The sequence below is a fragment of the Bradyrhizobium sp. USDA 4473 genome, assembly GCF_054063335.1.
Genome location: NZ_JBSSGE010000001.1, coordinates 2,762,366 through 2,786,427 on the forward strand (window position 1 = coordinate 2,762,366; position 24,062 = coordinate 2,786,427).

Consider the following 24,062-nt stretch of genomic DNA (forward strand, 5'->3'; position numbering starts at 1 on the left):
CCCGAGGACTGAGAGCATGTGATGCGGCCGAGCGATATTGCGATCTCGAACTATCGCTCGATCCGGCGGCTCTCGATGCCCATTCAACCGCTCTCCGTCTTCATCGGCGAGAACGGCGTCGGCAAATCCAATCTCTACAAGTCGCTGTCGCTGCTGCGCGACGCGGCCACGGGCCGGATCACTCGCACGATCGCCGACGAGGGCGGATTGAACTCGGTCTGCTGGTCCGGCATCCGCCGGCGGGGCGAGGATGCGCGGCTGCGATTGGCGGTCAGGTTCGAGCACGTCAATTACGCGATCGAACTCGGACATCCCGGTCCGGTCGAGGCGGCGTTTCCCGGCGAGCCGATGATCAAGTCCGAACGCATCGAGGCGATCCACGGCAAGCGCAAGGTCCTGATGATGGAGCGGACCAATTCGCACGTCAGCGTCCGCGGCGAGAGCGGCGCCTGGAGCGAGTACAAGAATGCGGTGCTGCCGTCGGAAACCGCGCTCGCCGATTTCGTCGACGGCCAGAGCTGTCCCGAAGTCGGCCTGATCAGGAACGCGTTGCAGAGCTGGCGCTTCTATCACGACTTCCGCACCGATCCGGCATCGCCGATCCGCAAGCCGTGTCTGGCGATCACCACGCCGTCGCTGAGCGCCGATGGCAGCGATCTGGCCGCCGCCTTGGCAACGCTCAGCGCGATCCGGCAGGATGCGGTCGACCTGCAGGATGCGATCGAGGATGCGTTCCCGGGCGCCAAGCTCGGGGCATGGGAAGACAACGGGCGGTGCGAATTCGAGCTGCGGCAGGCGGACATGCCGCGTGCGTTCAAGGCACACGAACTCTCCGACGGCACGCTGAAATATATCTGCCTGCTCGCCGTGTTCATGGGCTATCGGCTGCCGCCGTTCATCGCGCTGAACGAGCCCGAGACCAGCCTGCATCCGTCGCTGCTGGCGCCGCTGGCGAGGCTGATCGCCAAGGCGTCGCGCCGCGCCGACATCTGGATCGTCACCCATTCGGAACAGCTGATGGAGGCGCTGCGCAGCGAGAGCTCGGTGCCGCTGCGCCGGGTGATCAAGGCAAAGGGCGCCACCGCCATCGAGGGCCTGACCCTCAGCGGCGAGTTTCGTGACGGGGCAGGCGAGGATGAGGACGACGATGACGACGATTAGAACGTCGTCGTCGCGTCATTGCCCGAGCGGCTTCAGGACCTTGATCAGCTCGCCGTGCACGAACTCGTTGCCGCAGACCACATGGCCGGTCTGCAGCGGGTCGTCATTGCCCTGAATGCCGGAGATCGTGCCGCCGGCTTCGCGGACCATCAACAGGCCGGCCGCGATGTCCCAGGGCTGCAGATTGCGCTCCCAATAGCCGTCGAAGCGGCCGGCGGCGACGAAGGCGAGATCGAGCGAGGCGGCGCCGAAGCGGCGGAAGCCCGCGACCTTGGTCTGCAGCGCGGCCATCTCCTGCTGCGCCAGCTGGTGGTTGCCGCGGCCGATATGCGGCAGGCCGCAGGCCACCACGCATTCGTTGAGCTGGCGGCGGCCGGCGACGCGCAGGCGCTGGTCGTTGAGGAACGCGCCCTTGCCGCGCTCGGCGATATAGAGCTCGTCATTGGCGGGATTGTAGATCACGCCGGCGATCACGGTATCCTCGCGCAGCAGCCCGATCGAGATCGCGAATTGCGGGATGCCGTGCAGGAAGTTGGTGGTGCCGTCGAGCGGATCGACGATCCAGGTGTGGGTCTTGTCCGAACCTTCGCGCTTGCCGCCTTCCTCGCCGAGGAAGCCGTAGCCGGGCCGGGCCTTTTCGAGGTCGGTGTAGAGCATCTCCTCGGCGCGCTTGTCGGCCAGCGAGACGAAATTCGCCGGCCCCTTCAGCGACACCTGGAGATGTTCGATCTCGCCGAGGTCGCGCTTGAGGCTGCGGCCGGCGCGTCGCGCGGCCTTGACCATGACATTGATGAGGGCGGAGTAGAGCATGATGAGAACTTGTGACCCGAGAAATGTGAAAGTCGATCAGGCGGCGCGCGTAAATCTCAACCCGTCATCCTGAGGTGCGAGCGGAGCGAGCCTCGAAGGGTGCACGGCCCCGGACCGGGCCGTTCATCCTTCGAGACGCGCTACGCGCTCCTCAGGATGACGGGTCAAGAGTGGACGGCATGGCCGCACCGGATTTCCGGACTGGGTGCCCTCTGGAAGTGGCGCCGTCAAGGCGTCATTTGACGTTGTTTCCGATCCATTTTCGCGCGGCTGCCTCGCCCTTGGCGCGGTCTTCCGGGGTCATATCGGCGAGGATGTCGTCGAGATCGGGGTCGCCCTTGCCGGCGGTCTTGGCGACGGTGTGCCATTTCAGGGCCTCGACCTTGTCGACCGGGGCGCCGGCGCCGGTCGCCAGCACATGGGCGAGGCGGTTCTGCGCGATCGGGCTGTTCTGCCGGGCGGCCTTGCGCAGCAGCGCGATCGCCGCCGGCACGTTCCGCGGCGTGCCGGCGCCGTTGTAGAGCGCGATGGCGTATTCGACCTCGGCATCGACATTGTCGGCCAGCGAGGCCGCTTGCAACAGCCGCGCCGCCTTTTCGAGGTCCTTCGGCACGCCGGTGCCTTCCTTGTAGAAGGTCGCCAGCGCGTATTGCGCCTCGGGGCTGCCGGCGTCGGCGGCCATCCGCAGCAGCTCGGCGGAGCGCTTGAGGTCCTGCGGCAGGGTCTGGCCGTCGAGATAGAGCAGCGCGAGGTTATAGGCCGCCTTCGGCTCGCCGAGCTTGGCCGCCGATGCCAGGAGCTTGACCGCACCATCCTTGTCCACGGTGCCGCCGCGGCCGGCGATCTTCATCATGGCGAGCGCGAACATCGCCTCGCGGTCGCCGGCGTCGGATGCGCGCTTGTACCAGTCGTCGGCCTTGGCGTAGTCGCGCTTGACCCCGAGCCCGTTGGCATAGAGCTCGCCCAGCATCGTCATGGCCTTGGGGTCGTTGTTGTTCTGCGCGCGGATGGTGGCGAGCTCGAACGCGCTCTTGTACATGCCGCGCTGATAGGCGCCGTAGACGATGTCGACATTGGGATCGTCCGGCATCGGGGTTGCCGACGGCGTCGGGGTCGCGGATGCGCCAGGCTTTGGCGTCGCGGACGCGGCAGGCTTCGGCGTCGGCTTCTTTGCGACCGGCGAATGCACCTTCGGCTTCTCTTTCGGCGCCTCCTTCTTGGCAGGCGGCGGCGTCTGGGCCGGCGGCGTGATCGAGAGCTGCGCCATCGCGCCGCTCGCCAGCATCGTGCAGCCGAGCGCAACAGCTATCGGACGCAGGCATTTCATTCCGCCGTCATCCCTCGGTCTTTCCCTCGACCTTGGCCTTGCCGAATGCGCCGGCATGGGCCTGCGCAATCGCGGTGCCGATCTCGACCAGCGCCGCCTTGGCACCGCGCGGATCGGCCCAGATGACATCCGCGACCAGCACGAAATCCGCGCCGGCCGCCGCAAACGCCTCGGCCTCCTCGCGCGAGGCCGCAAAGCCGATGCAGGGCGGCTCGAACAATTCGTCCCACCATTCCAGCCGCTCGGCGATCGCCTCAAGCGAGGGCCGCTGTCCCCTGGCGTCGGGTTCGCCGAACAGCACATAGTCGGCGCCGGCCTCGCCCGCGGCCATGGAATCGTGGCGCGTCACGAGCCCGCCGACGCCTGTGATGCGGTCGGGCTTCAGCGCGGGCGCGGCCTCTTCCATCGCGGCGAGCCCGGTCAGATGCGCGCCGTCGGCACCGGCCCGGGCCACGATGTCGGCATGGCCATCGATCAACAGCGCCGCACCGGCGTTCTGGATCGCGGGCGCCAGGGCTTTCACGTAGGAGATCATGCTGCGCGGATCGGTCTCGCGCAGCCGCACCAGCACGGCGGCGATATCGGCCGCAGCCAGCAGCTCGGTGAGCTCGGCCGCGAGCCGTGACGGCTCGTCGACCGGCGGGGTTGCCAGATAGAGGCGCGGCGCCGGCCGCGGCGGAACGGGCTTGCTGGCCAATTATGCCGCCTGCTTTTCGAGGCCGGCTTCCCAATTGCCGGTGCTCGCGAGCCCGTTCATCCGGGCGCGATGCGAGAAGGCGCGCTGGCCGGCGGGGACGTTGTCGGGCTTGCCGGACCACGCCTTCTGCGGCGCCGCCTGCAAGGCCCGGCCATAGGAGAAGGTCAGCCGCCAGGGCAGATGGCCGATCTTGTTCATGGCGTCGAGATGCGCGGTCGCTTCCTCGTCGCTCTGGCCGCCGGAGAGGAAGGCGATGCCGGGCACCGCGGCCGGCACGCAGCTCTTGAGCAGGCGGATGGTCTTCTCGGCGACTTCCTGCACCGAGGCCTGCTTCGGGCATTTCTTGCCCGAGATCGCCATGTTCGGCTTCAGGATCATGCCTTCGAGCGCGACGCGCTGCACCCGCAATTCCTGGAAGGTGCGGTTCAGCACGCGCTGCGTCACTTCATAGCAGCGGTCGATGTCGTGATCGCCGTCCATCAGCACCTCGGGCTCGACGATCGGCACGATCTGCGCGGCCTGGCACAGCGCGGCGTAGCGCGCCAGCGCATGGGCGTTGACGCGGACCGCGGTCTGGGTCGGGATTCGCGACCCGATATCGATCACCGCGCGCCACTTCGCAAAGCGCGCACCGCGCTCGTAATATTTCTTCAGCCGCTCGGCGAGCTTGTCGAGGCCGACGGTGACGAGTTCGCCGGGGCAATTCGGCAGCGGCTGGGTGCCTTCGTCGACCTTGATGCCGGGGATCGCGCCCGCCTGCTCGATCAGCTTGACCAGCGGCGTGCCGTCCTTGGCGTTCTGCCAGATCGTCTCGTCGTAGAGGATGACGCCGGAGATGTACTTGCTCATCGCTTCCTGCGAGCGGAACAGCATCTCGCGATAGTCGCGGCGGTTGTCTTCGGTCGAATCGACCTTGATGGCGTCGAACCGCTTCTTGATGGTGCCGGAGGATTCGTCGGCCGCGAGCAGGCCCTTGCCCGGGGTGACCATGGCAAGCGCAATTTTATTGAGGTCAGCGAGGTTCATCGGAAGCGTCCTCCAGAGCCATTGCCTTTGCAAACCAAAATAGGCGGTTCTCGGGCAAATGCCTAGAAAACGTTCGTCGCGGCCAGCGTTTGCCGCGGCTGGCGATCAAGCCTCCGGGACACCGTTTCCGACTGCGTCAGAGCCGGTGTCCCGCCTTAATGATTCAGGCGATAAGTTGTCAGGCAACCTTGTTACGCAACCTTGGGATCGAGCTGCCCCGCGGCGTAGCGCTTGGCCATCTCGGCCGTGGTCAGCACCCTCTTGATCTTGCTGGCCTGCCCCGCGGTGTTGAATTCCTGCAGGCGCTGCTTGCACAACTTGGTCATCGCGTCCATCGCGGGCTTCAGGTATTTGCGCGGATCGAACTCTTCCGGATTGTCCTTCAGCACCTTCCGGATCTGGCCGGTCATCGCCATCCGGTTGTCGGTGTCGATGTTGATCTTGCGCACGCCGTTCTTGATGCCGCGCTGGATCTCGGCGACCGGCACGCCCCAGGTCGGCTTCATCTTGCCGCCATTGGCGTTGATGATCTCCTGCAATTCCTGCGGCACCGACGAGGAGCCGTGCATGACGAGATGCGTGTTCGGCAGCTTGCGATGGATCTCCTCGATCACGTTCATGGCGAGGATGTCGCCGTCGGGCTTGCGGGTGAACTTGTAGGCGCCGTGCGAGGTGCCCATCGCGATCGCCAGCGCGTCGACCTTGGTCTCCTTGACGAACTTCACGGCTTCGTCCGGATTGGTCAGCAGCTGGTCATGCGACAGCTTGCCCTCGGCGCCATGGCCGTCTTCCTTGTCGCCCATGCCGGTCTCGAGCGAGCCGAGCACGCCGAGCTCGCCTTCCACCGAGATGCCGCCGAGATGGGCCATGCCGGTCACCGTCTTGGTGACGCCGACATTGTAGTCCCAGTCGCCGGGCGTCTTGCCGTCGGCCTTCAGCGAACCGTCCATCATGACCGAGGTGAAGCCGGCCTGGATCGCGGTCATGCAGGTGGCGGGCTCGTTGCCGTGGTCGAGATGCACGCAGACCGGGATCTGCGGGTAGATCTCGGTGACGGCGTCCATCATGTGCTTGAGCATGACGTCGTTGGCGTAGGACCGCGCACCGCGCGAGGCCTGGATGATGACCGGCGCATCGACCTCGGAGGCCGCCGCCATGATCGACAGCGCCTGCTCCATGTTGTTGATATTGAAGGCAGGTACGCCGTAGTCGTGCTCGGCCGCGTGATCGAGCAGTTGCCGCAACGTGATGCGAGCCATTCCATTTCTCCCTCTAAAGCGCGTTCGGATTTGAACTCATTCAACCGTGTTTCAAAACTTCGACGCCCGGCAGCGGCTTGCCTTCCATCCATTCAAGAAACGCGCCGCCCGCGGTCGAGACGTAGGAAAAATCGCCGGCCACGCCCGCCTGGTTCAGCGCCGCGACGGTGTCGCCGCCGCCGGCGACCGAGATCAGCTTCTTGGCCTTGGTGCGCTCGGCGGCATGCCTGGCCGATACCACAGTACCGCGGTCGAACGGCGTCAGCTCGAAGGCGCCGAGCGGTCCGTTCCAGACCAGCGTCGCCGCATCGTCGATCGCGGCATGGATGCGCGCGATCGATTGCGGGCCGACGTCGAGGATCATGCCGTCGGCCGGGATCGCGTCGAGGCCATAGGCATGCGACGGCGCGTTGGCGGCAAACTGGCTGGCGACGACGGCATCGACGGGGAGAATGATCGCGCAATTGGCGGCGTTGGCCTTTTCCATGATCCGCAGCGCCGTCGCCGCGAGGTCCTTCTCGGCCAGCGACTTGCCGACCGCGACGCCCTGCGCGTGCAGGAAGGTGTTGGCCATGCCGCCGCCGATCACCAGCGCGTCGACCTTGTTGACGAGGTTTTCCAGCAGGTCGATCTTGGTCGAGACCTTGGCGCCGCCGATGATCGCGATGACAGGCTTGGTCGGGGCTTCCAGCGCCTTGCCCAGCGCGTCGAGCTCGGCCTGCATGGTGCGGCCGGCATAGGCCAGCAGCTTGTGGCCGAGGCCTTCGGTCGAGGCATGGGCGCGGTGCGCGGCGGAGAAGGCGTCGTTGACCCAGATGTCGCCGAGCTTTGCGAGCTCCGCGACGAAGCCGGCGTCGTTCTTCTCCTCTTCCTTGTGGAAGCGGGTGTTCTCGAGACACAGGATGTCGCCGTCCTTGAGGGCTGCAACCGCATTGGCCGCCGCCTCGCCGATGCAATCCTCGGCGAAGCCGACCGGGCGCTTGATCACCTTCGACAGCGCCTCGGCGACCGGCTTCAGCGACTCCTTGGGATCGCGGCCCTTGGGGCGGCCGAAATGGGCGAGCAGGATCACCTTGCCGCCCTTGTCGGAAATCTCGGTGATGGTGGGGGCAACGCGCTCGAGCCGGGTGGCGTCGGTGACGCGGCCGCCTTCCATGGGGACGTTGAGGTCGACGCGCAGCAGCACGCGCTTGCCCTTCACGTTGACGTCGTCGAGGGTACGGAACGATTTTGTCATGAGCGTTTCCTGTGCGGCCGGACGCCGCCGTCCGGCGGACGGCGCAGCTTTCGCTTGCCGATGTCGCGGCCGTCGGGGCCGCGGATGCGGAGGGCAAACGCAAATGCCCGGCTTTGGGCCGGGCATCGCGAACAGTCGAACCTAGATCAGCTTGCCGATCGCGACGGCGGTGTCCGCCATGCGGTTCGAGAAGCCCCACTCATTGTCGTACCAGGCCATCACGCGCACCAGCGTGCCGTTCTGCACCTTGGTCTGGTCCATGTGGAAGGTGGCCGAGTGCGGATCGTGGTTGAAGTCGATCGAGACGTTCGGCGCGTTGGTGTAGCCGAGGATACCCTTGAGCTGCTGTTCGGCGGCGCGCTTCATCGCCTCGTTGATCTCCTTGGCGTCGGTGGCGCGCTTGGCGACGATCTTGAGGTCAATCACGGAGACGTTCGGGGTCGGCACGCGGACCGAGACGCCGTCGAGCTTGCCCTTCAGTTCCGGCAGCACCAGGCCGATCGCCTTGGCGGCGCCGGTCGAGGTCGGGATCATCGACATCGCCGCCGCGCGGCCGCGATAGAGGTCCTTGTGCAGGGTGTCGAGCGTCGGCTGGTCGCCGGTATAGGCGTGGATCGTGGTCATGAAGCCGGTCTCGATGCCGACGGTGTCGTTCAGCACCTTGGCGACCGGCGCGAGGCAGTTGGTGGTGCAGGAGCCGTTGGAGACGACCAGCTGATCCTTGTTCAGCGTGTCGTGGTTGACGCCGTAGACGATGGTGGCGTCAGCGCCGTCGGCGGGCGCTGAGACCAGCACGCGCTTGGCACCGGCGGCGAGATGCGCCGAGGCCTTGTCCTTGGCGGTGAAGATGCCGGTGCATTCCAGCGCGACGTCGACGCCCAGCGCCTTCCACGGCAGCTTGGAGGGATCGCGCTCGGCCGAAACCTTGATCTTGTTGTCGCCGAGGCTGATCGCATCGCCGTCGACGGTCACGGTGCCCGGGAAGCGGCCGTGCACGGAATCGAAGCGCAGCAGATGTGCGTTGGTCTCGACCGGGCCGAGGTCGTTGATGCCGACCACCTCGATGTCCTTGCGGCCGGACTCGGCGATGGCGCGCAACACATTGCGGCCGATACGCCCAAACCCGTTGATCGCGACGCGGATTGCCATGCTCGTCTCCTCTAAAGCTGTTGTCAGCCCCGCGGGAGGGCTCCCACGAGGTTCTTACGGCGGAACGCCCGGTTCAGCCGGGCGCGTACGGAAAAGATGGAGCTTTGGTAATCCTTTTTTACGACAAGCTCAACCGCGGCCTGCTGGTGTCAGGCCAGCGTCAGACGCGCTTGGTGGCAGCGTTAACGACGGCTTCAGTGGTAATGCCGAAATGCGGGAAAAGGTCCTTCGCCGGCGCGCTGGCGCCGAATCCGTGCATACCGATGAATTCGCCATCATGGCCGATCACGGCATCCCAGCCCCAGCGCACCGCGGCCTCGATCGCGATCTTGACCGGGGCCTTGCCGATAATGGCATTTTGCCGCTCGGCGGGCTGCGCCAGCAGCAATTCCAGCGACGGCACCGAGACCACCCGCGTCGCGATGCCGCGCCCGGCGAGCTGCTTCTGCGCCTCGACCGCGATCTGGACCTCGGAACCGGAGGCGAACAATGACACTTTTGCGTCACCCTGGGCCGCGACCAGCTCATAGGCGCCGTGGCTGCACGGGTTGTCGTTCGGTGCTGACGTGCGGAGCTGCGGCAGGTTCTGGCGGGTCAGCGCCAGCACCGTCGGTCCGTCGATGCGGTTGAGTGCCAGTTCCCAGCACTCGGCGGTCTCGACCGCGTCGCAGGGCCGGAACACGCGCATGTTGGGCATCGCGCGCAGCGCGGAGAGGTGCTCGACCGGCTGGTGGGTCGGGCCGTCCTCGCCGAGGCCGATCGAGTCGTGGGTCATGACATAGACGACGCCGGCGCCCATCAGCGCCGACAGCCGCATCGCGCCGCGCGCATAGTCGGTGAACACCAGGAAGGTGGCGCCGTTCGGCGCGAAGCCGCCATGGAGGAAGATGCCGTTGAGGCACGCCGCCATGCCGTGCTCGCGGATGCCGTAATGGATGAAGCGGCCCTTCGGCGTCTTGGCGCCGAACGCGGTCGCAGACTTCGCCTTGTTGTTGTTGGAGCCGGTGAGGTCGGCGGAGCCGGCCACGAATTCCATCGGCATCGCGGCAGCGATCACCTCGATCGCGGCTTCGGAGGATTTGCGGGTGGCGACGTTGAGCGGATTTTCCAGCAGGCCCTTCTTGAAGGCGCGCAGCCCCTTGGCGAGCGATTGCGGCCGCTCGTGACGGATGCGGCGTTCGAACTCGGCGCGCTTGCGGTTGCCGAGCTGCGCGAATTGCTCGTCCCACGCTTTGTGCGCGGCGGCGCCGCGGGCACCCGCCTCGCGCCAGGCCTTCAGCACGTCGTCGGGCACCGAGAACGGCTCGAGCGAGATGCCGAGTTTTTCCTTGGCAGCCTTGAGCTCGTCGGCGCCGAGCGCCTCGCCATGGGCTTTCGCCGTGCCGGCCTTGTGCGGCGCGCCGTATCCGATCGTGGTCTTGCAGGCGATCATCGAAGGCTTGTTGGACTTCTGCGCGCGGGTGATCGCTGCGGCGATCGCCTGCGGATCATGGCCGTCGATCAGCTCGGCAGCCCAGCCGGCGGACTTGAAGCGCTTCACCTGGTCGACCGAGTCGGAGATCGAGGTCGGGCCGTCGATCGAGATGCCGTTGTCGTCGTACAGCACGATCATCTTGTTGAGGCGCCAGACACCGGCGAGCGCGATCGCCTCCTGCGAGATGCCTTCCATCAGGTCGCCGTCGGAGGCCAGCACATAGGTGTGGTGGTTGACGATCTTCTTGCCGAACTCGGCGGCCAGCATCTTCTCGGCGAGCGCCATGCCGACTGCGGTCGCGATGCCCTGGCCGAGCGGACCGGTGGTGGTCTCGATGCCCTTGGTGTGGAAATTCTCGGGATGTCCCGGCGTCAGCGATCCCAGCTGGCGGAAATGCTTGATCTGGTCGAGCGTCATGTCCTTGTTGCCGGTGAGGTACAGCAACGCATAGAGCAGCATCGAGCCGTGGCCGGCCGACAGCACGAAGCGGTCGCGATCGGGCCACGCCGTGTCGGCGGCATCGAACTTCAGGAATTTCGTGAACAGCACGGTCGCGATGTCGGCGGCGCCCATCGGCAGGCCGGGATGGCCGGAATTCGCCTTCTCGACGGCGTCCATGGCAAGGCCACGGATCGCATTGGCCATACGGGTGTGATCGACCTGCGTCATGATGAAAAGTCCGCCTGGAATGAGGAGCTGAGTGCTGAACGCATCGGGGCGGGCAGCCGCGATGCGTGCGTGGATGGCCTTACGGGTTGGAGGGTGGATTAGCACCTCAATTCCGCAAGTCCAAGGCGATGAAACGCCCCAAAACGGGGAAAAGTTGCTCGAAATGGCCCTATTTCATTGAACGGTGCATAGTTTCGCGCCGCCGTTGCGCTTGGCTCGCTCGCCACGTAAATTTCGTCCCGTAAACGCTTGCCGAACCGCCAGTTTTGCCGTGCGGCAGCCATCTCCAGCAGGCCTGATCGAGGGGTCCACGCCGCACGTCATGAGTGATCGTCTCGCCAATGGGTCTGGCAATACCGAGGCACCGCTTGCCGATATCGATGCTGCGACAAAGCGGCTGATGGCAGCACTTGATGCGCTGGAAAGCTCGGTGGAGCGGCGCCGCGAGGCCGACCGCGACGAGAACGAATTGGCGAGCCGGATCCAGGCGCTCGGCGCCGATCGCTCTCGCCTGGCCGACGAGCTCGACGGATCGCTGGTGAAGACGCGCAAGCTCGAGCGCGTCAATCGCGACATCGCGGAAAGACTCGATGCGGCGATCGGCAGCATTCGCGCCGTGCTCGAGGGCGGAGAAGGTCGATGAGCCACATCAACGTCACCATCAATGGCCGGCAATACCGGATGGCCTGCGAGGAGGGCCAGGAGGTGCGGCTGTTGAAGCTCGCGGAAAATCTCCAGCAGCGCGTCGAATCGCTGCGCGGCAAGTTCGGCGAGATCGGCGATGCCAGGCTCACGGTGATGGCGGCGCTCACCGCCTGCGACGAGCTGGTCGACGCCAGCGCGCGCATCCGCAGCCTCGAGGAAGAGGTCGAGCAGCTGCGCAATGCCCGCACCGCCGCAGCCGACCGCGCCCGCGCGACCCAGACCGCGGTCTCCAACGCGCTCAACGCCGCCGCCGAGCGGATCGAGCGCACCACGCAGGTGCTCAACCGCACCATCGGCGGCGGCATCGCGATCGGGTGATGCGCATGCGGCCACGGCCGCATCGTAATCCTGCCGGGTGATTGAGCCAATCGATTCTGAATTATAGAATAATGCGGCTGATTTGCCCGACATGTCAAGTTGCCATATCGGATGCCGGCACGCTGCCGGCTCCTTTGCATGGGGTTGTTTTCGCTGTTTTGGCAGTGCGCCGCTCCGGGGCAGGCTGAGCAAGATCATACGAGCGTGGACTGCGTCGTCCTTACCGCTGGCGGATTGCGGCAACGATGGCTAGATTAGCCTCGCGAAGCTGCGTCGTGCGTCAGGAGCCATATATCCCCGGGGCCTTATCGATCCTTTAGGGAACTGTCCCTGGCCGGGTCCGTGGACCCGGACATATGGTGCCCACCTACTTTCGTAGGGAACTCCGGGATCGAGCGCTCCAACGGCCTCTGCGGCTTCGCACTATTTTTGCTGTTTCCTGGTCGTCGCGCGGCGGCGGTTCGATTGTGGTGCAGCGCTGTCCCCTGCGAAGCAGGGCGTCCAGTGCGCCGCGGCCTGGCCCTTGAATGCTTGCGTCTCTGAATGCTTGCGTCTCTGAATGCTTGCGTCTCTGAATGATGGATCGTCCGTTGTCGCGGACGACGACAGCGGAAGATGGATCATGCACGCATCTCCATCGAAGGCCGAGCTTCGGGCGCTTGCCCTCGCCAAGCGCGATGCGCTGAGCGACGAGCAGCGCGCGACCGCGGCCGAAGCGCTCGCCAAGCGCGGCGCGCCGTTCGAGATCGCCCAGGGCATGATCGTCTCCGGCTACGCCCCGATCCGCAGCGAGCTCGATCCGGTGCCGCTGATGAAGAAGCTGGCCGAGAAGGGCGCGCGGCTCGCGCTGCCCTGCATCAATGCGCGCGGCCAGTCGCTGACCTTCCGCAGCTGGTCGCCGCACGATCGCCTGATGCTCGGGCCGCTCGGCATTCCCGAGCCGTCGCCGGCCGCGGCCGAGGTGCATCCCGACGTGATGCTGGTGCCGCTTGCGGCATTCGACAAGCTCGGCCACCGCATCGGCTATGGCGCCGGCTATTACGACTATACCTTCGCGCATCTGCGCAAGACCAAGCATGTGATCGGGGTCGGGATTGCCTTTGCTGCACAGGAAACCAAGGCCATTCCGGCGCTGTCGCACGACGTCCCGCTCGATTATGTGCTAACGGAGCGCAAGACGTTCGATTTCCGGAGTAGCTAGCCTTGCGTATCCTTTTCGTTGGTGACGTCGTCGGCCGGACCGGCCGCACCGCCATCTCGGACCACCTTCCCGGCATGATCAGGGACTGGTCGCTCGATCTCGTCGTCGTCAACGGCGAGAATTCCGCCGGCGGCTTCGGCATCACCGAGGCGATCTATCAGGAGCTGCTCGATGCCGGTGCCGACGCGATCACGCTCGGCAACCACGCCTGGAATCAGAAGGAGGCGCTGGTCTTCATCGAGCGCGCGCCGCGCCTGATCCGCCCGTTGAATTTCCCGCGCCATTCGCCGGGCCGCGGCGCCACGCTGGTCGACACCAAGAACGGCAAGCGCGCGCTGGTTCTCAACGCGATCGGCCGCGTCTTCATGGAGCCGTCCTCGAACGATCCGTTCAGCGCGATCGATCGCGAGCTCGAGGCCTGCCCGCTGCGCGAGGGCTGTGACGCCATCGTGCTCGATTTCCACGCCGAGGCGACCAGCGAGAAGCAGGGGGTCGGCTTCTTCTGCGACGGCCGCGTCAGCCTCGTGGTCGGCACGCATACCCATGTGCCGACATCGGATCATCAGGTGCTGCCGGGCGGCACTGCCTATATGAGCGACGCCGGCATGACCGGCGACTACGATTCGGTGATCGGCATGCAGAAGGAGGAGCCGCTGCAGCGCTTCCTCACCGGCATTCCCTCCGGCCGTTTCGAGCCGGCAGGCGGCGTCGCGACGCTGAGCGGCATCGCGGTCGAGACCGACGATGGGACCGGGCTTGCCGTCAAGGTCGCGCCGGTCCGCGCCGGCGGGCGGCTCGAACCCGCGGCGCCGGGGTTCTGGATTTGATGTTGTAGCCCGGATGCAGCCAATGGGTCGCGCGAACGCGCGCCCATGACAGGCTCCGCGAAATCCGGGGCCGTTCTTTCGACTTGCGACATCCCCGGATTGCCCTGCGCTCCATCCGGGCTACCGGTCACGATTGCCTAAACCCCATCCGGAACGCGCCCCAGTGGCGGCCGTTGACGACGATCGGCGATGACACATCCTTCATCAGCACGAAATTGCCGCCGCCCATGTCGCGGCGATAGGTCTGCAGCAGGAACGGCTTGGTGTTGGCCGCGACCTTGCTCACCGCGCGGTCGTTGAACAGCCGGCGGTTGCGGCAATTGGCGTTATTCCAGACCGGGTCCGGCCCCTGCGGCAGCCGGTAGTTCGGATTGTGGGTCGGCAGGTAGCCGCTGCGCGCCCAGGCGACGCAGAACACGATGCGCGGATCGGTCTTCTGGATCGGATCCTGGATCGCGGGCAGCACCCGATCGGTGAAGCTGACATAGTCGGTCAGATACTGCTTCGGATTGGTACCCGCGATCTCACGGTAGTTCTCGTCCATCAATTGCGCGAGCGTGATCTCGCCGCGCGCGATCGCAGTCTCGAACAGCTCGGAGATCTGCTTCGCGGTGTCGATCACGACGCGGATCAGCGGCGTATCTGACGTCTCGACGCCGCTGTCGGCGATCGTGACGATCAGGCTCTCGGAGAGCTCGAGCAGCTTCGCGACGCGGCTGTCGGCGTGCTTGAGGTCGCGCGAGGAGAGGTCGACGCCCTTGGCGAGCTCGTTGAGCTCGCTGATCACGCTGTCGCAATGGCCGAGATTGGAGGTCGCGGCGCGCGCCACATTGCCGATCTCGGCGCCGACCGACGAGAAGCCGTCCTGCACGCGGCTGATGATGCCGGAAATCTGCTGGGCGCCTTCGCCGGCGCTCTTGGCGCGCAGCGAGGCATCGCTGCTTTCGCCGATCAGGCTGCCGATCTGGCCGTCGAGATCGCGCACGGTGTCGGAGATCTGATGCGTCGCCTGGCGGGTCGCCTCCGCGAGGTTCTTCACCTCGCTCGCGACCACCGCAAAGCCGCGGCCGGCATTGCCGGCGCGCGCCGCCTCGATGGTGGCGTTGAGCGCCAGGAGATTGGTCTGCTTGGCGATCGCCTCGATCGAGCCGGAGACCTTGGCGACCTGGCTCAGCGCGGAGCCGACCGCGGCAAGCCGTGCCTCGATGCGCCCGACCGCGGCGACGAGCTCGGCGATGTGGCTCACCGCGGTCTCGACCACGTCGCGCGACTCGGCGATCTGGCCGACCGCGGCGGAGGCGGTCGTCTGCACCGCCTGCGAGGCGTTGGCGATGTCGTGATTGGCCGAGACCATGATCTCGGCGGTCTTCTGCAAATGGTGGAATCGCTCCGACTGGTTGCTGACCCGGTTCGCGACCTCCTGGACGTTGCCGGCAATGTCGGCAAGCTCGACCCCGAGGCCGCCGATGCGGTCGGCGAGCTGGTCGACCAGCCGTTCGGCCAGCGTCCGGTTCGATGATGTATCCAGCACTGCAAGCTGCGCAGCCGACATGTCAGCACGTCCTCCCGTCACAGCGGCCCGTCAAGCCGCCGCAGCATTCCCCATCCGATCCAGAGCGTGATTCGCGAAGGCAGTCTTGCCTGAGCGTGCACTCACAGCCTGTAGGCGGTACGGAACCCGCCCCAGTGCCGGCCGCGGACCCGGATCGGCACGTCGATCTCCCGCATCATCACGGTGGTGCCGTTGCCCATGTCGCGCGCGTAGCTCTGCACCAGATAGGCGCGCTGATTGCGCGCGGCGGCGAGGCCGGCCGGATCGTTGAAGATGCGGCGATTGCGGCAATTGGCGGTGTTGTAGGCGACGTCGCCCGGTCGCTGCGGATGCGAGTAGATCTTGTTGTGGACCGGCAGATAGCCGTTGCGGTCGACGGTTGCGCAGAATGCCAGCCGCTTGTCCTTGGCCAGGAACGCCTCGAGCAGCGCGGGCAGCGCGCGATCCGCCCAGTCCAGCATTTTGGTGCGGTACTGCACCGGGTTGGTGCCGGCGATCTCGACATAGTCGGTGTCGAACATATCGTCGAGCGTGATCGCGCCGCTGACGAGCCCGTTCTCGAAGATCTTGCTCAGCGCGTGGCCGGCTTCCATCGCCCGGGTGACGAGTTCGGCGTTCTCCTCGTGGATCGCCCACATCCGGTCTTCGATCTTCTCGCGCAGCGCTGATGTCGCGGCCTCGAAACGCGCCTGGACGCCTGCCTTGGCGCGGTCGGCGATCCTGATCCGGCACGCGCCGATGTCCTGCAAGGTCGCGCTCAGGGTCTCCTGCACCGGCAGCTTCTCGACGTCGGGCCCGCCGATCAAGATGCCGTCCATCGCGAGCTCGTAGACCGGCGCGGTGACGGTGCCGCGCGCGGTGGTGATCTCGATGGTGAGGCTGCAAGGCAGCCGCTCGTCCTTGCGCGGATCGCCGCGCTCGTCCTGGCGCAGCAGCACCGCGCAGCGCGCCTTGAGCTTTTGCGCGAACGCGGTCACCGCCTTGCCGGCCTTGGCGACATCGTCGCCATGCGCGGCGGCTTCGCGGGTTGCGCTGTCGATCTCGCCGGCGCTGGTGCCGACCGAGACGATGAAGGTCGAGGCGGAGGCGGCGTTCTGGCCCATCTCGCCGGTGATCTGGTTCTGCTCGGCGACCGCGCCGTTGACGTTGTCGAACACCGGACGGATCTTGTCGATCGCCTCCGAGATGCGGTGCACGGCATCCGCCGATCCGGTGGCGTCCTTCTGCAACGCCTCGATCTTCTTGGTGATCTCCTCGGTCGCGCTCTGGGTCTGGACCGCGAGGGCCTTGACCTCGGTGGCGACCACCGCAAAGCCCTTGCCGGCGGCGCCGGCTCGCGCCGCTTCGATGGTCGAGTTCAGCGCCAGCAGCGTGGTCTGCCGCGCGATCTGGGCGATCAGGTTGACGACGTTGCCGATCGCGGCCGAGGATTCGCGCAGGCGGTCGACATTGGCGGTGGCCTCGCGCGCCGCGGCCGCGGCGTCGTCGGCGAGCTGGCTCGCGCTGCGTACCTGTTGGCCGATACCCTCGGCGGAACGGGTGAAACGGTCGGCGGCCTCGGAGAAGGTCGTCGCGGTGCTCTGTGCGTCGCTGCTGTGGCCGGTCAGCGCATCGGTGCGGGCGCGGATGGCGGCAAGCTTGGCTGCCGTCGCCTCGGCGCCATCGGCCACCGAGCCTGCGGCGCGCTCGAGCTGGCGGATCATCGCGCCGAGCTCGAGTTCCAGCAGTTCCAGGATCTCCTTCGAGGAATCTCCGGACGAATCTTTGGACGAATCCTGGGCCGAATCAGTCGCGGTCGCGGCTTCAGCCGGAACCTGCGGCGCGACGGCCGGCGCGGCCGGCTCCGGCACTTGCTTGCGAAACAAACCGAACGCCATGGGAGCTCTTTTGCGGGCTATTGGAAAGTTGCGGCGGGACGGGCGCGATCCTCGCATCCGGGCATGAAGTCATGGTTAACAAGTGCCTCATATTCCGGCATGCGGTAGTATTCCTCCGCCGGATGGCCTCGCCGATCCTTTGATTTTGACCGTGAGGGGCCTATAAGGCCGCGTTTTCCATCCCCGTTCAGACCCTAAGCTCCGAAGAGACGTCGCATGGCCGGCCATTCCCAATTCAAGAACATCATGCACCGCAAGGGCCGGCAGGATGCCCAGAAGTCGAAGCTTTTCGGCAAGCTGGCCCGCGAAATCACCGTGGCGGCCAAGCTCGGCACCCCGGACCCGGCGATGAACCCGCGGCTGCGCGCCGCCGTGGTCGCGGCCCGCGCCGAGAACATGCCCAAGGACAATATCGACCGCGCCATCAAGAAGGCCGCCGGCAATGAGGGCGAGAACTATGACGAGATTCGCTACGAGGGCTATGGCCCCGGCGGCGTCGCCGTGATCGTCGAGGCGCTGACCGACAACCGCAACCGCGCCGCCTCCGACATCCGCTCGTTCTTTACCAAGTCGGGCGGCAATCTCGGCGAAACCGGCTCGGTCGCCTTCATGTTCGACCGCACCGGCATCATCGAATACGACGCCAAGGTCGCCTCCGACGACGCCATGCTGGATGCCGCGATCGAGGCCGGCGCCGACGACGTGGTCTCCAGCGAGGCCGGCCACGAGGTCTACGCCTCGCAGGACTCTTTCCGCGACGTGGCAAAAGCGCTGGAAGCCAAGTTCGGCGAGCCGCGCAAGGCGGCGCTGACGTGGAAGCCGCAGAACACCGTCGCGGTCGACGACGAGACCGGCGAGAAGCTGCTGAAGCTGATGGACCTGCTCAACGAGCACGACGACGTCCAGAACGTGTACGCCAATTTCGAGGTGTCCGACGCGCTGCTCGCGAAGATGGGCGGCTGAGGCCGCTTTCTCCGCTGTCGTCGCCCGGCCTCGACCGGGCGATCCAGTATTCCAGAGGCCGTAGTACTTGAGCCGATAAGCCGCGGCGTACTGGATCCCCCCTTTCGCGGGGGATGACGAGCAGAGGCGGAATGATCAGCGGGCCGGCCGCGACAGAGCCGGGGATGGACCGCCGTTTGTGTTTCGTTCTCGCAGGCCAGGCGGTATCACTACCGCATGACAGCGCAGCCGATTCGCTCTCCCGTCCGCATCATCGGTATCGATCCCGGCCTCCGCCGCACCGGCTGGGGCGTGATCGAGACCGAAGGCAACCGTCTGGTCTATGTCGGCTGCGGCTCGGTCGAGCCGCCGGACGATCTGCCGCTGGCGAGCCGTCTGCTGGCGATCCATGAGGGGCTCGCCGCCGTGCTCGGCGACTTCAGGCCGGCGGAGGCCGCGGTCGAGCAGACCTTCGTCAACAAGGACGGCGTCGCCACGCTGAAGCTCGGCCAGGCGCGCGGCGTCGCCATGCTGGCGCCCGCAATGTTCGGTATCTCGGTCGCCGAATACGCGCCGAACCAGGTCAAGAAGACCGTGGTCGGCGCCGGCCACGCCGAGAAGAACCAGATCCAGGTGATGCTGAAGATCCTGCTGCCGAAGGCCGAGCCGCGATCCGCCGATGCCGCCGACGCGCTCGCGATCGCGATCACCCACGCCCATCACCGCCAGAGCACCGCGCTGCGGCTCAGGGTGGCGAACCTATGATCCTGCAATGTGAGGAGGGCACGCTGTTCAGGCTCCCTCCCCCCTTGCGGGGGAAGGTTGGGGAGAGGGGTAAGCCCGGCGCTCCGACCAGTGATGTGCGACGACGATGTATCAATGAAGTTCGCGAGCCAATTGAGCGCGGTGCAAACGTTGTTCGCGCGAAGCGTCGGACAACGGAGCCAGCGGCACCCCTCTCCCTAACCCTCCCCCGCAAGGGGGGAGGGAACCCGTCCGCCGGTGCGTCCCTTACCGACGGATGCGAAAGCGGGGGCGTGCGATGATCGGCAAGCTGAAGGGGCTGATCGATTCCTACGGCGAGGACTACGTGATCCTCGACGTCGGCGGCGTCGGCTATCAGGTGCATTGCGCGAGCCGCACGCTGCAGGCATTGCCGTCGCCGGGTGGCGCGGCGGTGCTGTCGATCGAGACCTATGTCCGCGAGGACGCGATCAAGCTGTTCGGCTTTCGGTCAGATCACGAGCGCGAATGGTTTCGCCTGCTGCAGACCGTGCAGGGCGTCGGCGCCAAGGTCGCGCTTGCGGTGCTCGGCACGCTGCCGCCGACCGACCTCGCCAACGCCATCGCGCTGCGCGACAGGGCGGCGGTGGCGCGCACCCCGGGGGTCGGGCCGAAGGTCGCCGAGCGCATCGTCAGCGAATTGAAGGACAAGGCGCCGGGCTTTGCCGATGTCGATCCCGCGGTGGTGCAGCTGTCAGGCGCGATCGACAACAACCGCGCGCCGCGCCCGGTGACGGATGCGATCTCCGCGCTGGTCAATCTCGGATACGGCCAGCCGCAGGCCGCCGCCGCCATCGCCGCCGCCTCGCGCAGCGCCGGCGAGAAAGCCGAGACCGCGCAGCTGATCCGGCTGGGCTTGAAGGAATTGTCGAAGTGAACCCGCCCTCGCGCATGGTCTCGCCTGAACGCCGCTCCGACGATGTCGGCGACACCGCGCTGCGTCCGCAGTCGCTGACCGAGTTCGTCGGGCAGGCGCAGGCGCGCAAGAATCTCTCGATCTTCATCGAGGCCGCCAAGAAGCGCGGCGAGGCGCTCGATCACGTGCTGTTCGTCGGTCCCCCCGGCCTCGGCAAGACCACGCTGGCGCAGATCGTGGCGCGCGAGCTCGGTGTCGGCTTCCGCGCCACCTCGGGCCCGGTGATCGCGAAAGCCGGCGATCTCGCGGCGCTGCTCACCAATCTCGAAGAGCGCGACGTGCTGTTCATCGACGAGATCCATCGTCTCAGCCCGGCGGTCGAGGAAGTGCTCTATCCGGCTATGGAGGATTTTCAGCTCGACCTGATCATCGGCGAAGGCCCCGCGGCGCGCTCGGTCAAGATCGAGCTGTCGAAATTCACCCTGGTCGGCGCGACGACCCGCGCCGGCCTGCTCACCAATCCCTTGCGCGACCGCTTCGGCATTCCGATCCGGCTCAATTTCTACACCGTTGAGGAGCTGGAGAAGATCGTCACCCGCGGCGCCCGCGTGCTCAACATCGGCATGAGCCCCGATGGCGCCAACGAGATCGCGCGCCGCGCCCGCGGCACGCCGCGCATCGCCGGCCGCCTGCTGCGCCGGGTGCGCGATTTCGCCTCCGCTGCCGACGCCGATTCCGTCGATCGCGGCATCGCCGATCGCGCGCTGAGCGCGCTCGAGGTCGACAGCGCCGGGCTCGATGCGATGGACCGGCGCTATCTCACCACCATCGCGCTGAACTATGGCGGCGGGCCGGTGGGCGTCGAGACCATGGCGGCGGCACTGTCGGAGCCGCGCGATGCGATCGAGGACATCATCGAGCCTTATCTGATCCAGTGCGGTTATCTGCAGCGCACTCCGCGCGGCAGGCTGCTGACCTCGCACGCCTTCCGCCATCTCGGCCTCGCCGAGCCGAACCGCGACCCTTCGCAGTTCGGCCTGTTCGGCGGCAATGGCGACGAGGACTAAGGCTAAGCTCTCGAAGACGTGAACAGGCGTGTTGGTGCAGCGCATTGCGCTGCCGGTAACCTTGCGCGCTAACCATCGCTGCAGCTCTGCAGGCCGTCTGCACAAACGGGGCCAAATTTCGCTCCAATCAAGGGCCTATCCTGGCTCAGGCATCACCGATCACACGTCCATGATTTCCCGTCGAAACTTTCTGCGCACCGCCGGCGGATTGACCGCCGCCTCCGCTTCGACCGCGGCCTATGGCCTGAGCGAGCCGGTCGTCCGCCTCACGCTGACGCGCTACGACCTGTCGCCGCGGCAATGGCCGGCGGACTTTCCGCTCAGGATCGCCGCACTCGCCGACATTCATGCCTGCGATCCCTGGATGTCACTCGATCGCATCGCCGAGATCGTCGACCACACCAATGCGCTCAACCCCGACATCATCGTGCTGCTCGGCGATTATGTCGCCGGGCTGCGCCACGTCACGCGTTTCATCCCGGCGTCAGAATGGGCCGCGGTGCTCAAGGGCCTGAAGGCGCCGCTCGGCGTGCATGCCGTGCTCGGCAATCACGATTATTGGGACGACAAGACGGTGCAACGGCAAGGGCAGGGCGCGCCGGTTGCGCGCCGCGCGCTGGAGCGCGCGGGCATCCCGGTCTACGAGAACGACGCGGTGCGGCTCGTCAAAGATAATCGTCCGTTCTGGCTTGCCGGTCTCGGCGACCAGCTCGCCTTCATGGCGGCGCGGCGCTATCGCGAGATCAGGCGCATCGGCGTCGACGACCTCAGCGGGACTCTCGCAAAGGTCACCGACGACGCACCGGTGATCCTGCTCGCGCACGAGCCTGACGTTGCGCTCCGCGTGCCCTCGCGTGTCGCGCTGCAACTCTCCGGCCACACCCATGGCGGCCAGGTCCGGCTGCTCGGCTGGTCGCCGGCGGTGCCGGTCAAGCACGGCATGCGGCTCGCCTATGGCCACATCAAGCTGAAATGCGACGTCGTCGTCTCCGGCGGCCTCGGCTGCAGCATCATGCCGTTCCGCCTCGGCGTGCCGCCCGAGATCGTGCAGGTCACGCTCGGCGGAAAAGGGCCGGTGGTGTCCTGACCGCGCTTGCGTGATCGCGCAATTTGCGCAACACGATTGTTGTTCCAAAAGCATGATCCGGAAGAGTGCGCAGCGGTTTTCCGAAGAGATCATGCTCAAACGACCTCAATCGAGGGGCCGCAATTGACCTTCCCCCATATCGACGGCGCGATCCGTGATGGCCGCCACCATATGCAGGTCCGCGTCTATTACGAGGACACCGACTTTTCCGGCATCGTCTACCACGCCAACTACCTGCGCTTCATGGAGCGCGGGCGCACCAATCATCTCCGCCTGATGGGCGCCGAGCAGAACGCGCTGTTCGAGGAGGCCGAGGCCGAGACCGGCGGCTTCGCCTTTGTGGTGCGTTCGATGACGCTCGACTTCCTCAAGCCGGCGCGGATGGACGACATGCTCGATGTCGTAACCTGGCCGATCGCGGTGAAGGGCGCCTCCATCATGCTGGCGCAGGAGGTCAGGCGCGGCGATGACGTGCTTGTGAAGGCGCAGGTGCGCGTCGCCTTCGTCAGCGGCGGCCGCGCGCAGCCGATCCCGAAATCCATCCGTATGCTGATGAAGGCCGATCTGGCATGATTATCGGGCAATAGGAAACGCCCCATCGACTCTCGATCCCGCGGCGATAGATTTGCGTGACCAACAACCGCGAGGGATCGCCGATGTCACGTCCGCCGCTGCCGCCCTTCACCCGCGAGACCGCCGCGCAGAAGGCGCGCATGGCCGAAGATGCCTGGAATTCGCGCGACCCGGTTCGGGTCGCCGGCGCCTATACCGAGGACAGCCGCTGGCGCAATCGTTCCGAGGTATTTCAGGGCCGCGAGGCGATTGTCGCCTTCCTCACCCGCAAATGGGAGAAGGAGCAGGACTACCGCCTGATCAAGGATCTCTGGGCGTTCGACGGCAACCGCATCGCGGTGCGCTTCCAGTACGAATGGCATGATGCCGGCGGCAACTGGTTTCGCTCCTACGGCAACGAGCAGTGGGAGTTCGACGAGCACGGCCTGATGCGCCGCCGCGAGGCCTCGATCAACGACATCGCGATCGCAGAAAAGGACCGCCGCTTCCACTGGCCTGCGCCGGGCCCGCGTCCGGCCGATGTGCCGGGGTTGGGGCAGGAGCCGTTCTGACGGTGAGAGGTGGGCCGTCGTGCTTCGAGACGCGCGTTCCGCGCTCCTCAGCATGACGGGTGATTGATATTCGCAAGGTGCTAGATTTGCTGCGAGCAGTTTCGTCATCCTGAGGTGCGAGCGGAGCGAGCCTCGAAGGATGGACGGCCCCGCTCGGAGGCCGTCACGTTCGAAACGAGAATGTGCCTTACGCCGCCGCCTTGTGCCGGGCGATTTCGGCCTTGTAGAGCTCGAATTCTTCCGCGACCGCCTTCGCGATCGAGGGCCGCGCGCGCAGCCGCTCGTAATAGGCCTTCAGCGCCGGCCATTTCGAAAGCTCGATCGGGGGCGTCGCCATGGTCCAGTTGATGACCGTGACGAGGTAGGCGTCGGCGACGCTGAAATGGTCGAGCAGATAGTCGCGGCCTTTGAGATGATCTTCGACATAGTCGAGCCGCGAAACGTATTTCTCCAGCGCATAGGTCTTGGCTTCGGGCGGTGCCTTCCTGTCGAGCAGCGGCAGGAACAGGCCCTTGTGCAATTCGGTGCCGATGAAGCACAGCCATTGATGCAGCTTCGAACGCTCGGCGTTCGACGCGGTGCCGAGGCCGGCGCACGGGAACTGGTCGGCGACATATTGCAGGATCGCCGCGTTCTCGGTCAGCACGACGCCATCGTCGGTGCGCAGCGTCGGCACCAGGCCCAGCGGGTTGACCGTGTTGAAGTCGGAGCCGTCGTTGCGCACCTGCTTGGTCTTCGGATCGACCTCGAGATAATTGGCCGGCTGGCCGGCCTCATAGAGCGCGACGCGGGTCGCCATCGAGCAGGCGAGCGGCGAGAAATAGAGGTCCATTGGTGCCTCCTTGGCGGTGTTGGCGCGGGTGCCCGGCCGTTGTTGATTTTTGTACTGTCCTGGATAATATTTGTCCGGTCAA

Annotated in this window: 23 protein-coding genes and 1 other RNA gene; 13 read left to right on the forward strand and 11 right to left on the reverse strand. The window is 66.2% G+C overall.

The genetic code is table 11. The features are described 5' to 3' along the window. The first annotated feature begins 21 nt into the window (after positions 1–21). Positions 22–1,161, forward strand: a complete 1,140-nt coding sequence (locus ACVW17_RS12940; RefSeq protein WP_456752249.1) for an AAA family ATPase — start codon at positions 22–24, stop codon at positions 1,159–1,161. 15 nt (positions 1,162–1,176) lie between these two features. Here ACVW17_RS12940 and ACVW17_RS12945 read toward each other — a convergent pair whose 3' ends face one another. From ACVW17_RS12945 to tkt, 8 genes are all read right to left on the reverse strand, one after another. Then, on the reverse strand, positions 1,177–1,971 hold the full coding sequence (locus ACVW17_RS12945) for an inositol monophosphatase family protein (RefSeq protein WP_456752250.1): 795 nt from the start codon (positions 1,969–1,971) through the stop codon (positions 1,177–1,179). Between the two features lie 235 nt (positions 1,972–2,206). Continuing rightward, positions 2,207–3,298 (reverse strand): tetratricopeptide repeat protein, encoded by a 1,092-nt coding sequence (locus tag ACVW17_RS12950; RefSeq protein WP_456797183.1) that lies wholly within the window; start codon positions 3,296–3,298, stop codon positions 2,207–2,209. 7 nt (positions 3,299–3,305) lie between these two features. After that, complete coding sequence (locus ACVW17_RS12955) at positions 3,306–3,995, reverse strand: thiamine phosphate synthase (protein WP_456752252.1); 690 nt, start codon at positions 3,993–3,995, stop codon at positions 3,306–3,308. Beyond that, positions 3,996–5,021, reverse strand: coding sequence for a class I fructose-bisphosphate aldolase (locus tag ACVW17_RS12960; RefSeq protein ID WP_456752253.1), 1,026 nt, complete (start codon positions 5,019–5,021; stop codon positions 3,996–3,998). A gap of 191 nt (positions 5,022–5,212) precedes the next feature. Continuing rightward, positions 5,213–6,280 carry a class II fructose-bisphosphate aldolase gene (fba, locus tag ACVW17_RS12965; RefSeq protein ID WP_456752254.1) on the reverse strand — a complete coding sequence of 356 codons (1,068 nt, stop codon included), beginning with the start codon at positions 6,278–6,280 and terminating at the stop codon, positions 5,213–5,215. A gap of 40 nt (positions 6,281–6,320) precedes the next feature. Continuing rightward, complete coding sequence (locus ACVW17_RS12970) at positions 6,321–7,517, reverse strand: phosphoglycerate kinase (protein WP_456752255.1); 1,197 nt, start codon at positions 7,515–7,517, stop codon at positions 6,321–6,323. A gap of 141 nt (positions 7,518–7,658) precedes the next feature. Next, positions 7,659–8,666, reverse strand: a complete 1,008-nt coding sequence (gene gap, locus ACVW17_RS12975) for a type I glyceraldehyde-3-phosphate dehydrogenase (RefSeq protein ID WP_456752256.1) — start codon at positions 8,664–8,666, stop codon at positions 7,659–7,661. 160 nt (positions 8,667–8,826) lie between these two features. Further along, positions 8,827–10,809, reverse strand: coding sequence for a transketolase (tkt, locus tag ACVW17_RS12980; protein ID WP_456752257.1), 1,983 nt, complete (start codon positions 10,807–10,809; stop codon positions 8,827–8,829). A gap of 322 nt (positions 10,810–11,131) precedes the next feature. Between tkt and ACVW17_RS12985 the strand changes: the two genes are divergently transcribed. The 5 genes from ACVW17_RS12985 (at position 11,132) to ACVW17_RS13005 (ending at position 13,860) form a co-directional block, all read left to right on the forward strand. Further along, positions 11,132–11,452, forward strand: a complete 321-nt coding sequence (locus tag ACVW17_RS12985) for a DUF4164 domain-containing protein (RefSeq protein ID WP_456756410.1) — start codon at positions 11,132–11,134, stop codon at positions 11,450–11,452. After that, positions 11,449–11,832 (forward strand): cell division protein ZapA, encoded by a 384-nt coding sequence (locus ACVW17_RS12990; protein ID WP_050405741.1) that lies wholly within the window; start codon positions 11,449–11,451, stop codon positions 11,830–11,832. Before ACVW17_RS12985 ends, ACVW17_RS12990 begins: the two co-directional genes overlap by 4 nt. 262 nt (positions 11,833–12,094) lie before the next feature. Then, a non-coding RNA gene (gene ssrS, locus ACVW17_RS12995) (6S RNA) lies at positions 12,095–12,255 on the forward strand. A gap of 199 nt (positions 12,256–12,454) precedes the next feature. After that, entirely contained in the window at positions 12,455–13,033 is a 579-nt protein-coding gene (locus tag ACVW17_RS13000) for a 5-formyltetrahydrofolate cyclo-ligase (protein WP_456752258.1), read from the forward strand. A 2-nt stretch (positions 13,034–13,035) separates the two neighbouring features. Next, positions 13,036–13,860: a TIGR00282 family metallophosphoesterase gene (locus tag ACVW17_RS13005; protein ID WP_456752259.1), complete on the forward strand. Its 825-nt coding sequence runs from the start codon at positions 13,036–13,038 to the stop codon at positions 13,858–13,860. Positions 13,861–13,987: 127 nt separating this feature from the next. Here the strand turns inward: ACVW17_RS13005 and ACVW17_RS13010 are convergent, their stop codons facing one another. Together ACVW17_RS13010 and ACVW17_RS13015 are read right to left on the reverse strand one after the other, a co-directional pair. After that, positions 13,988–15,412 carry a methyl-accepting chemotaxis protein gene (locus ACVW17_RS13010; protein ID WP_456752260.1) on the reverse strand — a complete coding sequence of 475 codons (1,425 nt, stop codon included), beginning with the start codon at positions 15,410–15,412 and terminating at the stop codon, positions 13,988–13,990. Positions 15,413–15,513: 101 nt separating this feature from the next. Next, positions 15,514–17,289, reverse strand: coding sequence for a methyl-accepting chemotaxis protein (locus ACVW17_RS13015; protein WP_456752261.1), 1,776 nt, complete (start codon positions 17,287–17,289; stop codon positions 15,514–15,516). A gap of 216 nt (positions 17,290–17,505) precedes the next feature. On the opposite strand from ACVW17_RS13015, the gene ACVW17_RS13020 reads away from it, so the two are divergent. The 7 genes from ACVW17_RS13020 to ACVW17_RS13050 all read left to right on the forward strand — a co-directional run bounded on the left by ACVW17_RS13020 (position 17,506) and on the right by ACVW17_RS13050 (position 23,148). Then, on the forward strand, positions 17,506–18,252 hold the full coding sequence (locus ACVW17_RS13020; RefSeq protein WP_456752262.1) for a YebC/PmpR family DNA-binding transcriptional regulator: 747 nt from the start codon (positions 17,506–17,508) through the stop codon (positions 18,250–18,252). A 216-nt stretch (positions 18,253–18,468) separates the two neighbouring features. After that, positions 18,469–18,996 carry a crossover junction endodeoxyribonuclease RuvC gene (gene ruvC / locus ACVW17_RS13025; protein WP_456752263.1) on the forward strand — a complete coding sequence of 176 codons (528 nt, stop codon included), beginning with the start codon at positions 18,469–18,471 and terminating at the stop codon, positions 18,994–18,996. A gap of 277 nt (positions 18,997–19,273) precedes the next feature. Further along, positions 19,274–19,891: a Holliday junction branch migration protein RuvA gene (gene ruvA, locus ACVW17_RS13030; protein ID WP_456752264.1), complete on the forward strand. Its 618-nt coding sequence runs from the start codon at positions 19,274–19,276 to the stop codon at positions 19,889–19,891. Then, positions 19,888–20,937 (forward strand): Holliday junction branch migration DNA helicase RuvB, encoded by a 1,050-nt coding sequence (gene ruvB, locus ACVW17_RS13035; RefSeq protein WP_456752265.1) that lies wholly within the window; start codon positions 19,888–19,890, stop codon positions 20,935–20,937. Before ruvA ends, ruvB begins: the two co-directional genes overlap by 4 nt. A gap of 169 nt (positions 20,938–21,106) precedes the next feature. Then, positions 21,107–22,024: a metallophosphoesterase gene (locus ACVW17_RS13040; protein ID WP_456752266.1), complete on the forward strand. Its 918-nt coding sequence runs from the start codon at positions 21,107–21,109 to the stop codon at positions 22,022–22,024. A 123-nt stretch (positions 22,025–22,147) separates the two neighbouring features. Then, a complete protein-coding gene (gene ybgC, locus ACVW17_RS13045; protein ID WP_456752267.1) occupies positions 22,148–22,597 on the forward strand; it encodes a tol-pal system-associated acyl-CoA thioesterase in 450 nt (149 codons plus the stop codon). An 83-nt stretch (positions 22,598–22,680) separates the two neighbouring features. After that, positions 22,681–23,148: a nuclear transport factor 2 family protein gene (locus ACVW17_RS13050; protein WP_456756411.1), complete on the forward strand. Its 468-nt coding sequence runs from the start codon at positions 22,681–22,683 to the stop codon at positions 23,146–23,148. 187 nt (positions 23,149–23,335) lie between these two features. Here the strand turns inward: ACVW17_RS13050 and ACVW17_RS13055 are convergent, their stop codons facing one another. Further along, positions 23,336–23,980 (reverse strand): glutathione binding-like protein, encoded by a 645-nt coding sequence (locus tag ACVW17_RS13055; RefSeq protein ID WP_456752268.1) that lies wholly within the window; start codon positions 23,978–23,980, stop codon positions 23,336–23,338. Between the last annotated feature and the right edge of the window lie 82 nt (positions 23,981–24,062).